The sequence below is a fragment of the Pseudomonas sp. GW823-FHT01D03 genome (assembly GCF_058798255.1).
In genome coordinates this window covers 3,734,762-3,748,425 of the sequence record NZ_JBXAKK010000001.1, presented here as the reverse complement: position 1 = coordinate 3,748,425, position 13,664 = coordinate 3,734,762, and the positions used below count along the sequence as shown (strand labels likewise).

Annotated in this window: 13 protein-coding genes; 7 read left to right on the top strand and 6 right to left on the bottom strand. The window is 61.3% G+C overall.

The features are described from left to right. Window positions 1–106: 106 nt before the first annotated feature. A complete protein-coding gene (locus tag AC1RBR_RS16235; RefSeq protein ID WP_492565530.1) occupies window positions 107–1,006 on the bottom strand; it encodes a bestrophin family protein in 900 nt (299 codons plus the stop codon). A gap of 35 nt (window positions 1,007–1,041) precedes the next feature. Then, window positions 1,042–2,040 (bottom strand): GTP 3',8-cyclase MoaA, encoded by a 999-nt coding sequence (gene moaA / locus AC1RBR_RS16230; RefSeq protein ID WP_492565528.1) that lies wholly within the window; start codon window positions 2,038–2,040, stop codon window positions 1,042–1,044. A gap of 357 nt (window positions 2,041–2,397) precedes the next feature. Here moaA and AC1RBR_RS16225 point away from each other — a divergent pair, with 357 nt between their 5' ends. From AC1RBR_RS16225 to AC1RBR_RS16205, 5 genes are all read left to right on the top strand, one after another. Beyond that, a complete protein-coding gene (locus AC1RBR_RS16225; protein ID WP_492565526.1) occupies window positions 2,398–4,722 on the top strand; it encodes an FdhF/YdeP family oxidoreductase in 2,325 nt (774 codons plus the stop codon). Between the two features lie 106 nt (window positions 4,723–4,828). Beyond that, window positions 4,829–6,232 (top strand): cytochrome ubiquinol oxidase subunit I, encoded by a 1,404-nt coding sequence (locus AC1RBR_RS16220; RefSeq protein ID WP_183781329.1) that lies wholly within the window; start codon window positions 4,829–4,831, stop codon window positions 6,230–6,232. Window positions 6,233–6,235: 3 nt separating this feature from the next. After that, on the top strand, window positions 6,236–7,252 hold the full coding sequence (cydB, locus tag AC1RBR_RS16215; RefSeq protein WP_492565524.1) for a cytochrome d ubiquinol oxidase subunit II: 1,017 nt from the start codon (window positions 6,236–6,238) through the stop codon (window positions 7,250–7,252). After that, window positions 7,239–7,394, top strand: a complete 156-nt coding sequence (locus AC1RBR_RS16210) for a DUF2474 family protein (RefSeq protein ID WP_081730198.1) — start codon at window positions 7,239–7,241, stop codon at window positions 7,392–7,394. The genes cydB and AC1RBR_RS16210 overlap by 14 nt, the downstream gene beginning before the upstream one ends. Window positions 7,395–7,836: 442 nt before the next feature. Further along, a complete protein-coding gene (locus AC1RBR_RS16205; RefSeq protein WP_204896027.1) occupies window positions 7,837–8,295 on the top strand; it encodes an REP-associated tyrosine transposase in 459 nt (152 codons plus the stop codon). An 80-nt stretch (window positions 8,296–8,375) separates the two neighbouring features. Here the strand turns inward: AC1RBR_RS16205 and AC1RBR_RS16200 are convergent, their stop codons facing one another. Continuing rightward, window positions 8,376–8,591, bottom strand: coding sequence for a hypothetical protein (locus tag AC1RBR_RS16200; RefSeq protein WP_492565522.1), 216 nt, complete (start codon window positions 8,589–8,591; stop codon window positions 8,376–8,378). A gap of 226 nt (window positions 8,592–8,817) precedes the next feature. Then, window positions 8,818–9,669 (bottom strand): CAP domain-containing protein, encoded by an 852-nt coding sequence (locus tag AC1RBR_RS16195; protein WP_492565521.1) that lies wholly within the window; start codon window positions 9,667–9,669, stop codon window positions 8,818–8,820. Window positions 9,670–9,868: 199 nt separating this feature from the next. Between AC1RBR_RS16195 and AC1RBR_RS16190 the strand changes: the two genes are divergently transcribed. Continuing rightward, on the top strand, window positions 9,869–10,489 hold the full coding sequence (locus tag AC1RBR_RS16190; protein ID WP_492565519.1) for a cell wall hydrolase: 621 nt from the start codon (window positions 9,869–9,871) through the stop codon (window positions 10,487–10,489). Here the strand turns inward: AC1RBR_RS16190 and AC1RBR_RS16185 are convergent. Continuing rightward, window positions 10,486–11,373 (bottom strand): LysR family transcriptional regulator, encoded by an 888-nt coding sequence (locus tag AC1RBR_RS16185; RefSeq protein ID WP_166497784.1) that lies wholly within the window; start codon window positions 11,371–11,373, stop codon window positions 10,486–10,488. The two genes, AC1RBR_RS16190 and AC1RBR_RS16185, sit on opposite strands and share 4 nt — an antisense overlap. 103 nt (window positions 11,374–11,476) lie before the next feature. Between AC1RBR_RS16185 and AC1RBR_RS16180 the strand changes: the two genes are divergently transcribed. Beyond that, window positions 11,477–12,916: an MFS transporter gene (locus AC1RBR_RS16180; protein ID WP_492565517.1), complete on the top strand. Its 1,440-nt coding sequence runs from the start codon at window positions 11,477–11,479 to the stop codon at window positions 12,914–12,916. Here the strand turns inward: AC1RBR_RS16180 and AC1RBR_RS16175 are convergent. Continuing rightward, on the bottom strand, window positions 12,813–13,526 hold the full coding sequence (locus tag AC1RBR_RS16175) for a murein L,D-transpeptidase catalytic domain family protein (RefSeq protein WP_492565516.1): 714 nt from the start codon (window positions 13,524–13,526) through the stop codon (window positions 12,813–12,815). The genes AC1RBR_RS16180 and AC1RBR_RS16175 overlap by 104 nt on opposite strands. Window positions 13,527–13,664: the final 138 nt, after the last annotated feature.

Here is a 13,664-nt window from a genome sequence, read left to right as displayed (position 1 = left end):
TGCTCGCGATGACGGCGGCACAGTCAACATCTTCACTGACTGGAAGACCGCTATCGCGAGCAGGCTCACTCCTACAGAGGGTATTTGTGTGGTCAGGAGAGCGAGCTCAGCTCAGCACATAGTCCACCGGCAACAACATCGGTGGCAGGTCGGTCACGCCCAGTTCGCTGAGAATGTCACGCTCGATGGTGCGCACCAATGAATCGGTCGCCAAATCGTTTTCGTCGCGGCCGAACGGGTCTTCAAGCTCATCGGCAATCGCATCCAGGCCAAAAAACGTGTAGCTGACAATCGCCGTGAAAAGCGGTGTCAGCCATCCCAGCGGTTCGGCCATGGCAAACGGCAGCAGAATGCAAAACAGGTAGATCGTGCGGTGCAGCAGCAGGGTGTAGGGGAAGGGCAGCGGGGTGTTCTTGATTCGCTCGCACACCGCTTGCGCCTGGGTCAGGCTGGTCAGGTGATTGGCCAGTAGCATGTAGCGCCACTCGCTCAGTTCGCCATTCTGGTGCAGGTCGGAACACTGCTGGCCGACCTGCTGCAGAATCCGTCCGCTGTAGTCCGGCACCTGCGCATCGTGTTGCGGGGTGATCCACTTGGTGCTGGCCGCCGCTTCGCTTTCCCGGCGCAACCGCGCATTCAGCGCATGGGCGAACCCGCAGAGGTTGAGCAGCAACGGCTTGCGCTGCGCCGATTCACGGATGACATGGGTTTCGCGAATCACCGAACGAATGTGTACCAGCACATCGCCCCAGGCCTTGCGCGCCTCATACCAGCGGTCGTAGCAGGCGTTGTTGCGAAAATTCATGAAGATCGACAGTGACAGCCCGAGCAAGGTAAACGGCGTGGCGTTGACCTTGGTGAAGTTGCTCGGATGGAGCATTTCAATCAGCACGATGGCAGAAGCCAGCAGGGTGACCATCAGGGTGCGCAGGGCGATGCGTTTGGCAATCGAACCCTTGAGGGTGAAGAGGATGGCGAATTGGTTGACCTTGGGTCTGATGATCATGCTGGGCGATCCCGGTTACGCAGGGTGAGGGCGGCTCAACCGCCGGTCATGTTCATGAAGCGCACGACCTGAACGTCGTCGTTCACTTCGAAATTGTGTCGATACGGCTTGAGCTTCATCGCCTCGATAATGGCCTTCTCCAGCCGCTCTGGTTGCCCCGGATGAGCGCGCAGCACGGCTTTGAGATCCATCGAATGCTCGTTACCCAGACACAGTAGCAGGCGCCCCTCGACAGTCAGCCGCACCCGGTTGCAAGTACCGCAGAAATTGTGGCTGTGCGGCGAGATAAAGCCCAGACGAATGTCCGGCGCGTCGGCCAGCCGCCAGTAGCGCGACGGGCCCTGGGTCGACTCGGCGGAGTCGATCAGGGTGTAGCGCTCGGCGATTTTTTCGCGCACCTGGGCGCTGGAGAAAAACGACTCGGCGCGGCTGTGTTCGCTGATGATCCCCAGCGGCATTTCCTCGATGAAGGAGACGTCGAGCTGGCGGTCGATGGCAAAGCTCACCAGATCGTTGATCTCCTGATCGTTGCGCCCCTGCATCACCACCACGTTGAGTTTGGTTCGGGTGAAACCGGCCTTGCGCGCCGCATCGATGCCGCTGATCACCTGTGCCAGATCACCGGTGCGGGTCATTTGCTTGAAACGAACCGGGTCGAGGCTGTCGAGGCTGATGTTCAGTCGCTTGACCCCGGCGTCGAACAGCGGCGCGGCGAGTTTGCCCAGCTGCGAGCCATTGGTGGTCATGCACAGTTCACGCAGGCCGGGCAGGGCGGCGATCTGCTCGCACAGCTTGACCACGCCCGGACGAATCAGCGGCTCGCCGCCGGTCAGGCGAATCTTGCGCGTGCCCAGCGCCACGAAGCTCTGCGCCAGTTGATAGATCTCTTCCAGGGTCAGCACCTGCTGACGCGGCAGAAACTGCATGTCCTCGGCCATGCAATACACGCAGCGAAAGTCGCAGCGGTCGGTGACCGACATGCGCAGATAGTCGACGCGGCGGTTGTAACCATCGATCAAGACACGCTCTGACATGACAGCCTCGCAGGAGTGGGAAGTCCGCATTGACGGAACCGGTTAGCGCAGATTATGGGCAACTTCAGATCTCGTCCAATCACTGTTTATGAACGCTTGATTGAGCGCGTCGATGATCAATTATTTTCGCTCGAAAGTTACCGCTTTAGTTTCGCAACGCCCCGTAAATAAAGGGTTTTTCACCGTGATAGAGGGTTTCGATAGTGTGGTCATAAATAGCGATTAGACAATGTTTTGTAACGGTTCATATCCTTGCTCCGGCAACTGAAACGACCGCTTTATTGCTGTGCAAAGTCGGCCGTCGCTGTTTAACCAAGATCAGGTTCATGCCTGTGTGCATCGTCATGGAGATGTCCCATGTCACAAGTCGACCGTTACAAACCTTACAAGGGTGCCGCTGCCGGTTGGGGGGCTGTGATCAGCCTGACCAAAAGCTGGCTGGGCAGTGAAAACGCCCTGAAAAACATCCGCGCCATGCTCAAGACCAACCAGAACGGCGGCTTCGACTGCCCGGGCTGTGCGTGGGGTGAAGCGCCCGGTGCGAGCATGCTCAAGTTCTGCGAGAACGGCGCCAAAGCGGTGAACTGGGAGGCGACCGGGCGTTTGGTCGACCCGGCGTTCTTCAACAAGTACACGGTATCGAGCCTGGCCGAGCAGAGCGACTACTGGCTGGAATATCAGGGCCGCCTGACCCACCCGATGCGTTACGACGCGCGGGTCGACCGCTATGTGGAAACCACTTGGGAAGACGCCTTCGCGCTGATCGCCGAACACCTCAAGGGCCTGAAATCGCCGCACGAAGCCGAGTTTTACACCTCGGGCCGGGCCAGCAATGAAGCGGCGTTTCTCTATCAGTTGTTCGTCCGCGCCTATGGCACCAACAACTTCCCCGACTGTTCGAACATGTGCCACGAAGCCAGTGCGGTGAGCATGGGCGAGACGCTGGGTGTGGGCAAGGGCACTGTGGTCTATGAGGATCTGCACCACGCCGACGCGATCTTCGTCATCGGCCAGAACCCCGGCACCAACCATCCACGCATGCTCGAACCGCTGCGTGAGGCGGTGAAGCGCGGTGCGCAAGTGGTGTGCATCAACCCGCTGAAAGAGCGTGGCCTGGAACGTTTCCAGAACCCGCAGAACCCGATCGAGATGCTCAGCAACGGCTGGGAAGCGACCAACACCGCGTACTTCCGCCCGGCCCTGGGTGGCGACATGGCGATGATTCGCGGCATGGTCAAATTCCTTCTGCAGTGGGAACGTGAAGCCCAGGCCAGCGGTGGCGAACCGGTGTTCGACCATGCGTTCATTGCCGAGCACACTTCGGGTCTGGACAGCTACCTGGCAGAAGTCGACGCCACGACTTGGGAGCACATCCTCGAACAGTCCGGCGTGCCGCTGCACGACATCGAACTGGCCGCGCGCATGTATGGCCGCGCGAAAAGCGTGATCATGTGCTGGGCCATGGGCCTGACCCAACATGTGCACTCGGTGCCGACCCTGCAGGAAGTCATCAACCTGCAACTGCTGCGCGGCAACGTTGGCCGTCCCGGCGCCGGTCTGTCGCCGGTGCGTGGTCACAGTAACGTGCAGGGCGACCGCACCATGGGCATCAATGAACTGGCGCCGAAGGAGCTGATGGACGCCCTGGAAAAACGCTTCAACTTCAAAGTGCCGCGCATGCACGGCCACAACACGGTGATGGCGATCGGTGCGATGGAGCGGGGCGAGGCCAAGGTGTTTATCGGTCTGGGTGGCAACTTCGCCCAAGCCACGCCGGACACCCCGCGAACCCACGACGCGATGCGCAAACTCGACCTGACCGTGCACATCTCGACCAAGCTCAACCGCAGCCATCTGGTCACCGGTCGCGACGCATTGATCCTGCCGTGCCTCGGTCGCACCGACATCGACATCCAGGCCGAAGGCCCGCAAGGCGTGACCGTGGAAGACACCTTCAGCATGGTGCACTTGTCGTTCGGCCAACTGAAGCCGAAGTCGGCGCATTTGAAGTCCGAGCCGGCGATCATTGCCGGGATTGCTGCGGCCACGTTGGGCAAGCATCCAATCGACTGGGAGTGGGTCGTGGGCGATTACGGGCGCATCCGCAACCTGATCGGCGATGTGATTCCGGGTTTCGAGAACTTCAACGAAAAACTGCTGACTCCGGGCGGCTTCCACCTCGGCAACGATGCCTCGGATCGGGTCTGGAACACTGAGTCGGGCAAAGCCCAGTTCACCCCGTGCGTGCTGCCGGAACACCTGATCAGCGAAGGCGTGCGCAACCTGCCGGTCAAACCGGATCTGATCCTGCAGACCATGCGTTCCCACGATCAGTACAACACCACGCTGTACGGCCTCGACGACCGTTATCGCGGGGTCTACGGCATGCGCGACGTGATCTTCGCCAACGAACAGGACATCCAGCGCCTCGGTTTCGAACCGGGGCAGAAGGTCGATCTGGTGGCGCTGTGGGATGACGAGCGCGAGCGTCGGGTCAGCGGTTTCACCCTGATCGCCTACGACATTCCGCCCGGTCAGGCAGCGGCGTACTACCCGGAAACCAACCCGCTGGTACCGCTGGAAAGCTACGGCGACCGGACCTACACGCCGACCTCGAAATTCGTCGCGATTCGCCTCGAAGCGGCCAAGGTCAGCAATCTGATCCCGTCATCGCTGGCCTGACCCGCAACTTATAAAAACACTGGCAATTTCACTGGCTGCAGGCGTTCGCGCCTGGCGGTGGCCCGGCGACGTGCTGCCGCTTTTCAGCCTGGATGAGGACATCATCATGCTCAACATGGAGGCACTGGACCTGGCGCGAATTCAATTCGCGTTCACGGTTTCGTTCCACATTATCTTCCCGGCGATCACCATCGGCCTGGCGAGTTTCCTCGCGGTACTCGAAGGCCTGTGGCTGAAAACCCGTGACGACACCTACCGCGATCTCTACCACTTCTGGTCGAAGATCTTCGCCGTCAACTTCGGCATGGGCGTGGTCTCGGGGCTGGTCATGGCGTACCAGTTCGGCACCAACTGGAGCGGGTTTTCCGACTTTGCCGGGAGCATCACCGGGCCGTTGCTGACCTATGAGGTGCTGACGGCGTTCTTCCTTGAGGCGGGTTTCCTCGGGGTCATGCTGTTCGGCTGGAACCGCGTCGGTCGTGGCTTGCACTTCTTCGCCACGGTGATGGTCGCTATCGGCACGTTGATTTCAACCTTCTGGATTCTCGCCTCCAACAGCTGGATGCAGACGCCGCAGGGCTTTGAAATCGTCGATGGGCGGGTGATGCCGCTGGACTGGCTGGCGATCGTGTTCAACCCGTCGTTTCCGTTCCGTCTGGCGCACATGGCGATCGCCGCGTTCGTCGCCACGGCCTTCTTCGTGGGCTCGTCGGCGGCCTGGCATTTGCTGCGCGGCAACAATACCGCGCCGGTGCGCAGGATGTTTTCCATGGCGTTGTGGATGGCGCTGATCGTGGCACCAATCCAGGCAGTGGTCGGTGACGCCCATGGTTTGAACACCCTGGAGCATCAACCGGCAAAAATCGCCGCCATCGAAGGCCACTGGGAAAACGCCGACAACGGCCCGACGCCGCTGGTGCTGTTCGGCATCCCCGACATGCAGGCGGAGAAGACCAAATATGCGCTGGAAATCCCTTACCTCGGCAGCCTGATCCTGACCCACAGCCTCGACAAGCAGATTCCGGCGCTCAAGAGCTTCCCGAAAGAGGATCGGCCGAACTCGACCATCATCTTCTGGAGCTTTCGCGTGATGGCCGGGCTGGGCATGTTGATGATCCTCGTCGGTGTACTCGGTCTGGCCCTGCGCCGTGGCGGCAAGCTCTATCAGCATCGCGGCTTCCAGCGTCTGGTATTGCTGATGGGGCCGAGCGGGTTGATCGCGTTGCTGGCCGGCTGGATCACTACCGAAGTCGGGCGTCAGCCGTGGGTGGTTTACGGCTTGATGCGCACCCATGACGCCGCGTCGCACCACTCGGTGGCGCAGATGAGCACCTCGCTGTTGCTGTTCGTGGTGATCTACTGCTCGGTGTTCACCGTGGGCATCGGCTACATGATGAAACTGGTGAAGAAGGGCCCGCAGCCCCATCACGAACATCCGCCGGAGGGCGATCAGTTGCAGACCCCGCGCCGGCCTATTTCGGCGGCTACCGCGCCGATGAAGGAGCATTGAGTCATGGGTATTCAAGGTATCGATCTCTCGTTGATCTGGGGTGTGATCATCGCCTTCGGGGTGATGATGTACGTGATCATGGACGGCTTCGATCTGGGCCTGGGGATCCTGTTTCCGCTGATCCCGGATGAGCAGGAGCGCGACGTGATGATGAACACCGTCGCCCCGGTCTGGGACGGCAATGAAACCTGGCTGGTGCTCGGTGGTGCGGCGTTGTATGGCGCGTTTCCACTGGCCTACGGGGTGATTCTGGAGGCGCTGTACCTGCCGCTGATCCTGATGCTCTGCGGGCTGATTTTCCGTGGCGTGGCGTTCGAGTTTCGCTTCAAGTCGTCGCCGCAAAAGCGTCACTGGTGGGACAAGGCGTTTATCGGCGGTTCGCTGCTGGCGACGTTCTCCCAGGGTGTGGTGATCGGCGCGTACGTATCGGGCATTCCCGTGGTGGATCGGCAGTTTGCCGGTGGCGGCCTGGACTGGCTGGCGCCGTTTCCGCTGGTGTGCGGCGTCGGTCTGGTGGTGGCTTATGCGCTGCTGGGCAGCACCTGGTTGCTGGTCAAGACCGAAGGCATGCTTGAGTCGCGGATGCGTCTTTTCACCCGTCCGCTGGCGTGGTTGCTGACGGCGATGGTGGTGGTGATTGGTGCGTGGACACTGAAGTTGCACCCGGAGCTGGCCACTCGCTGGTCGACCAGCGGGCACTTGATGGTGTTCGCCGGGTTGACGGTGTTGGCGCTGCTGGCGTTGTTCGGGCTGCTGCGCACCTTGCGTCAGCGTCATACCCACTGGCCGTTCGTGTTCACTCTGGTGTTGATGCTGCTCGGTTACATCGGCCTGGCGCTGAGCATCTGGCCGAACATCATCCCGCCCTCGGTGAGCCTGTGGGCGGCGGCATCACCGCCCTCAAGCCAGTTGTTCGCCCTGATCGGCGCACTGTTCATCCTGCCGGTGATCCTGATGTACACCTTCTGGAGCTACTACGTATTCCGCGGCAAAGTGAGGATTGGCGATGGCTACCATTGATTCGCGCGAGGTCAAAACCAGCCGCTGGTACAAGCGCCTGGGCTGGTTGTTGCTGATCTGGTTCGGCAGTGTCGTGTCACTCGCCGTGGTGGCGAGTGTGCTGAAACTGGCGATGTATGCAGCGGGGATGAGAACCCACTGACAACAGAAAAACCGGAGCCATGACTCCGGTTTTTTTGTGCCCGCATTCTGAACATCACTGATGTCCCCTGTGGGAGCGGGCTTGCTCGCGAAGGCGTCCGCTCAGTCGACATCGATGCTGAATGTGCCGGCCCCTTCGTGAGCAAGCCCACTCCCACCCTGGATTGCGGCCAGCCCCCAATCCTTCATCCACCACCAATCCCACCCTGGATTTCGGCTAGCCGCAAATTCTTCATCCAGCAGCAATCCCCTGTGGGAGCGGGCTTGCTCGCGAAGGCGTCCGTTCAGTCGACATCGATGCTGAATGTGCCGGCCTCTTCGCGAGCAAGCCCACTCCCACCCTCGATCTGGTGCACAGACACATCCTGCCAACAAACATGTTCGGCGCACTGTGATGGCTGATCTAGCCTTTTTCTGAATTCAACCATGGACAAGGCAAAGGAATGCCCAAACGTTATTCATCACATCGTCTGCGAACCGGCCGTCATTGCGAAGAAAATCAGATCTACCTACTAACCGCCAATACCTTGGGGCGAGAACCAGTGTTCAAGGATTACGGGCTCGGTCGATTGGTTGTGCATCAGTTCAGGCAGGCGCAGGAAGAGGGATTTGCCGACACATTGGCATGGGTGGTTATGCCCGATCATTTTCATTGGCTGATCCAATTGCAAAAAGGAACACTTGGCCAATTGATGTGCCAGGTCAAATCCCTGAGTACTCGTTCAGTCAACACAGCGAGCGGTAGATCTGGAGGCCTTTGGCAGCAAGGTTTTCATGATCATGCGTTACGTCGAGAGGAGGATCTGGTGAAACTGGCCCGCTATGTAGTGGCTAATCCACTGCGGGCCGGACTGGTGGAAAAACTCGGTGACTACCCACTATGGGACGCGGTCTGGGTTTGAACTCAGGATGCGCATTCACCGCGTTACATCAGAATAAACGCGATTACTGTGGGAGCGGGCTTGCTCGCGAAGGCATCAGTTCAGTCGCCATCGATGTTGAATGTGCCGGCCCCTTCGTGAGCAAGCCCACTCCCACCCTTGATCGCGGTCAGCCCCGAATCCTTCACCCAGCACCCAGTGGGAGCGGGCTTGCTCGCGAAGGCGTCAGGCCAGTCGACATCGATGTTGAATGTGCCGACCTCTTCGTGAGCAAGCCCACTCCCACCCTGGATTTCGACCAGCCGCAAATCCTTCATCCACCACCTATCCCCCGTGATTTCGGCCAGCCGTAAATCCCTGATGCACTGACTACTCTTGTGGGAGCGGGCTTGCTCGCGAAGGCGTCCGCTCAGTCGACATCGATGTTGAATGTGCCGACCTCTTCGTGAGCAAGCCCACTCCCACCCTTGATCGCGGCCAGCCCTGAATTCTCCATCCACCACCAATCCCCACATTGGATCTGCGGTGTTTTCTGAAGGGGCGTTACTGCGCCCCAAACATCGCGGTCCAGTAAATCCCGGCGCTGCTCTTTGGATCGGTCGCGTAGGCGGCGCCGAGTTCTTTGTATTGCGGGTTCATCAGGTTGGCGCAGTGGCCGGGACTGGCGAGCCAGCCGTCGACGACCTTGCCCACGCTGTCTTGCCCGGCGGCGATGTTTTCGCCGACCAGTTGCCCGCTGTAGCCGGCCAGTTCGGCGCGGTCACCGGGTGTGCGGCCGTCGCGGTCCTTATGATCTAAGTAGTTGTTGTTGGCCATGTCGCGGCTGTGATCCTGGGAAATGCTGCCCAATATGGCGTTCCAGGTCAGTGGCCCGGCGGCGGCGAAGGGCTGGCCGCCGCATTGACGTGGCTGGGCGCGGGCCGCGTTGAGTTGTTCGAGCAACTTCTGGCCTTCGCTCTGCGCATCGCCGAGCTTCGCCGACAGCAGTGGTCGCGCCAGCACAATTCGCCAGTCACGATCGGCGCGGCTGACACCGACATCGACGAACTGCGGATCCAGCACCACCTGACAGAAGCTCTCCTGAATCGCCTTCATCGCCGACGCCGCATCCCGTGGGCCGTTGAGGGTGATCGCCTGCACGTTGACCATCGGGTAGCTGGCGCTGGCCATGGCCTGTTGCAGATCGACCGCACCGGCGGCCGGCAGTCTCAGCCGTGGGTCGGCCGACAGCGGTGGCAGTTCGCTGGACGCCTGGCTGCCGCAACGCTGCGGTTGGCTGCGGTAGGCATTGATCGACTCGATCAGTTGCGACTCGTCGGCAGCCATGGCCGAGGCGGCCACGGCCAGCCCTACGGCCAGCGCGGCAAAACGCAAAACGGATGGCATGAAGCGCATGGAAATCTCCCTTGAGCTGAGTGCGCTCATGATGCGCGAAAGGCCCCCGGTCAGTGCAATGTCTTTTTCTTCATCGTGCGGATTTTTCTGCGGAACAATGCGCCGAAATTTGCCGTCTACACTCTCCGAAGGCCCCGGGAACCGGGCGTCTCCCCCACGAAACACCTTGCCCGGAACGGGCGTTGCCGGAAGAACTGACATGGGATTGAAATGGTTGGCTGGCTGTTTCGCATTAACCCTGATGGTCGGTGTTGTAAGCGCCACTGAACAGGCGCCGATCAAGGCCAAGGCCGAAGAGAAAGCCCAGGTGCTGGAAGAGAAGGCCGCCGACAAAGTCAGCGCGGCGCCAGCACCCAAATCCGAAGCGATCACCCCCACTGAAGTGCAGGCGGTTGACCCCGCCGGCACCGCGCCGCTGGACGATCCGATCACCTGCCTGGCGCGCAGTATCTACTGGGAAGCCAAGGGCCGCGACACGCTGGAAATGGAGGCGGTGGCCAACGTGGTGATGAACCGCCTCGGCCATGACGGCTTCCCCGACACCGTGTGCGCAGTGGTCAAGCAAGGCTCGGAAACCAAGAGCTGCCAGTTTTCCTGGTGGTGCGATGGCAAGCCCGATCAGGTCAAGGAAGACGCCGAATACACTCTGGCCAAGGACATCGCCGGCAAGGCGCTCAACCGCCAGTTGCCGGATCGCACCGATGGCGCACTGTACTTCCATGATCGCAACGTGCATCCGAGCTGGGCCAGGGAATACCGAAAGACTGCCGCGGTCGGCAAATTCCTGTTCTACAGACCGGCCGGTGGCGATGCGCGTTAGACGCAGACTTCCCGTACGCAATTGCGCAACCAGCGGTGTGCCGGGTCGGCGTCCATGCGCGGGTGCCAGAGCATCGATACGCTGATCGGCGGCATCCTGAAGGGCAGGGCGAAGCTGTGCAGGCCCATGCGCAGCTTGCTGGTGTGACGCTCCGGAACCGTGGCGATCAGGTCCGATTCGCGGACCAGCGTCAGCGCCGCCGAAAAGCCGCCGAATGACGTGACGATATCCCGCGTCAGCCCTGCGGCGAGCAGCGCTTCATCGACCGGGCCGCTGCTGCGCCCACGGCGTGAGATGAGAATGTGCTGGCCGCCGGCAAAGCGTTTGCTGCTGATCTTGCCCGAGCTCAACGGATGGCCCTCACGAACCACACCGATCCAGTGATCCTGAAACAGGATGCGGCTGTGCAGCGCCGGGTCGGTGCTGTCATCGACCACACCGGTCTCCAGATCTACCCGGCCTTCGCGTAGCAGGGTGCTGTCCTTGTCGGCTTTCTGCACAAAACGCAGGCGCACGCCGGGCGCTTCTTCTGCGATGCGCGCGAGCAGTGCGGCGGCGAAGGTTTCAACAAAGCCGTCGGTGTTGCGCAGGGTGAAGGTGCGCTGCAATTGACCGGGGTCGAGGATCTCGGCGGGACGCAAGGCGGCTTCGGCTGCCTGCACCAGACCACTGACCCGCTCGCGCAACTCCAGCGCACGCGGGGTCGGCACCAGGCCACGCCCGGCGCGCACCAGCAACGGATCGCCGGTGGTTTCGCGCAGACGCGCCAGGGCACGGCTCATGGCCGACGGGCTCAGGCGCAGAATTTGTGCGGCGCGGGCGACGCTGCCTTCGCGCAACAACACGTCGAGGGTTATCAGCAGGTTCAGATCCGGTGTGCTCATGACATGGCGTTCCATGCAGGTATCAAGTGCAAAGCATGCGTCTTGCGCCTTGCCGTGTCGAGACTCAGGCTATGCCGTCTGACCTTTGCACCAGGAGCGCCCGATGCCCGGATCCCCCTTGCCCCCTCAAGCCCGCTGGGCGCTGACCAGTCTGGCGCTGTCGATGCTGATGCCGTCGCTGGACACCAGCATCGCCAATGCCGGGTTGCCGACGTTGGCCACGGCATTCGAGGCGACGTTTCAACAGGTGCAGTGGATCGTGCTGGCGTACCTGCTGGCGGTCACCACGTTGATTGTCAGCGTCGGACGTCTGGGCGATGTGTTCGGGCGGCGGCGATTGCTGCTGATCGGGATCGGCATTTTTACCAGCGCTTCGTTGTGTTGCGCACTGGCTCCGGGGCTTGGCTGGTTGATCGGCGCGCGGGCCGTGCAAGGTCTTGGCGCGGCGATCATGTTTGCTTTGACGGTGGCGCTGGTGGCCGATGCGGTGCCCAAGGCGCGGGCGGGCAGTGCGATGGGCTTGCTGGCGACGATGTCGGCCACCGGCACCAGCCTCGGGCCATCGCTGGGTGGTCTGCTGATCGCGCATGTCGGCTGGCCGTCGATCTTTGTCCTCAACGTGCCATTGGGCCTGCTCAATGCGTGGCTGGTTTATCGTTATCTGCCGGCCGATCGCCCGGCGAAACCGGCAGTCGCGTTTGATTACCTCGGCACCGTGGTGCTGGTGTTGACGCTGGCCGCTTATGCGCTGGCGATGACGCTCGATGGTTACACGCTGATGTTGCTGCTGGTCAGCCTGTGCGGGGCAGGGGTGTTTGTCGCGGTCGAGATGAAAGCCACGGCGCCGCTGATTCGCCTGTCATTGTTTGCCGATGCGCGACTGAGCAGCAGCCTCGCGCTGACGTTGCTGGTGACGACGGTGATGATGACCACGCTGGTGGTCGGGCCGTTTTACCTGAGTCGGGGCTTGGGGCTGGGTAGCAGCGTGGTCGGTCTGGCATTGTCGGTCGGGCCGCTGCTGGCCGCGTGCGGCGGGGTGCCGGCCGGGCGTCTGGTGGATCGCTTCGGTGCGTGGCGGGTGGTGCCGGGGGCGTTGCTCGGGATGGCCGGCGGTTGCAGCTTGCTGGCGTTGTTGCCGATGAGTTTCGGACTGGTGGCGTATCTGCTGCCGATGGCTGTGGTTGCCAGCAGTTACGCGTTGTTTCAGGCGGCCAACAATAGCGGGTTGATGGCCACGGTCAGTCAGGATCAGCGCGGTGTGGTGTCGGCCCTGCTCGGGCTGTCACGCAATCTCGGACTGATCACCGGCGCGGCGGTCATGGGCGCGGTGTTCGCCTTCGCGACGGGCGACCCGACGCAAGCCCCGGCCGAGGTCATCGGCAGCGGCTTGCACAGCACGTTCGGGGTTGCCGCGGCGTTGATGGTCGTGGCCCTGATCATCAACTGGCGTGAGTATTCAAGATGCTCGCCACTTGCTGCGGCTGACAGTTTAGATACGGCGAGGACTTCAGCCAGCGCTGATCCGGGTACCAGGAGAACATGAACTGGCCGTCCTTGAGTTTGTCGATCACCTGCTTGGCCACCTGCGGGCGGACTGCCGGGCAACCCTGGCTGCGCCCGATGCGGCCCTGGCGTTTGCTCCACACCGGATTCACGTAGTCGGCAGCGTGGATCACGATGGCGCGGTCGCGGGCCAGGTCATTGAAGCCCGGCTCCAGACCGTCCATGCGCAGCGAATATCCGTGAGTGCCCTTGTAACTTTCCTGGGTGCGGAACAGACCGAGGCTGGACTGGTAACTGCCTTCGCGGTTGGAGAACTGCGTGGCGAAATTTTCCCCGGAATTGGAGCCGTGGGCGACCAGGTCGCGCAGCACCAGTTTCTGTCTGCTCAAGTCGAAGATCCACAGCCGGCGGGCGGTGGAGGGTTGCGAATAATCGATGATCGCCAGGTGTCGGGACGGTTTGGCGCCATTGTTGACCGCACATTGCATGGCGCTCAGGGCACCTTTCAGCGCTTGGGGATTGAGTTCCGGCGCGGCGTGCGCGAGGCTGGTGAAGAGCACCGGCGATGGTTTGCCGGCGGCGAAAGCTGGGCTGCTCACGACGACGAGGGTCGTGGTGGTCAGCAGAAGTCGGCGCAAAAACGTCAACATTTATAAAGTGTCCTCACTTGCTACTTATTTGGCACTTTGGCTCCTGACTTCCAGTCATACCCTCAGACCCCAGATTCGGGCCTGACTGTTCAGCGCACCTGTTGTAAGGTTGACCGTCATTCAGACGGCCATGGATTG

What these genes read in the sequence shown, in the direction of transcription:
- AC1RBR_RS16235 (WP_492565530.1), bottom strand. Translation starts at nt 1,006, where the DNA reads ATGATCATCAGACCCAAGGTCAACCAATTCGCCATCCTCTTCACCCTC.
- moaA (WP_492565528.1), bottom strand. Translation starts at nt 2,040, where the DNA reads ATGTCAGAGCGTGTCTTGATCGATGGTTACAACCGCCGCGTCGACTAT.
- AC1RBR_RS16225 (WP_492565526.1), top strand. Translation starts at nt 2,398, where the DNA reads ATGTCACAAGTCGACCGTTACAAACCTTACAAGGGTGCCGCTGCCGGT.
- AC1RBR_RS16220 (WP_183781329.1), top strand. Translation starts at nt 4,829, where the DNA reads ATGCTCAACATGGAGGCACTGGACCTGGCGCGAATTCAATTCGCGTTC.
- cydB (WP_492565524.1), top strand. Translation starts at nt 6,236, where the DNA reads ATGGGTATTCAAGGTATCGATCTCTCGTTGATCTGGGGTGTGATCATC.
- AC1RBR_RS16210 (WP_081730198.1), top strand. Translation starts at nt 7,239, where the DNA reads ATGGCTACCATTGATTCGCGCGAGGTCAAAACCAGCCGCTGGTACAAG.
- AC1RBR_RS16205 (WP_204896027.1), top strand. Translation starts at nt 7,837, where the DNA reads ATGCCCAAACGTTATTCATCACATCGTCTGCGAACCGGCCGTCATTGC.
- AC1RBR_RS16200 (WP_492565522.1), bottom strand. Translation starts at nt 8,591, where the DNA reads ATGAAGGATTTGCGGCTGGTCGAAATCCAGGGTGGGAGTGGGCTTGCT.
- AC1RBR_RS16195 (WP_492565521.1), bottom strand. Translation starts at nt 9,669, where the DNA reads ATGCGCTTCATGCCATCCGTTTTGCGTTTTGCCGCGCTGGCCGTAGGG.
- AC1RBR_RS16190 (WP_492565519.1), top strand. Translation starts at nt 9,869, where the DNA reads ATGGGATTGAAATGGTTGGCTGGCTGTTTCGCATTAACCCTGATGGTC.
- AC1RBR_RS16185 (WP_166497784.1), bottom strand. Translation starts at nt 11,373, where the DNA reads ATGAGCACACCGGATCTGAACCTGCTGATAACCCTCGACGTGTTGTTG.
- AC1RBR_RS16180 (WP_492565517.1), top strand. Translation starts at nt 11,477, where the DNA reads ATGCCCGGATCCCCCTTGCCCCCTCAAGCCCGCTGGGCGCTGACCAGT.
- AC1RBR_RS16175 (WP_492565516.1), bottom strand. Translation starts at nt 13,526, where the DNA reads ATGTTGACGTTTTTGCGCCGACTTCTGCTGACCACCACGACCCTCGTC.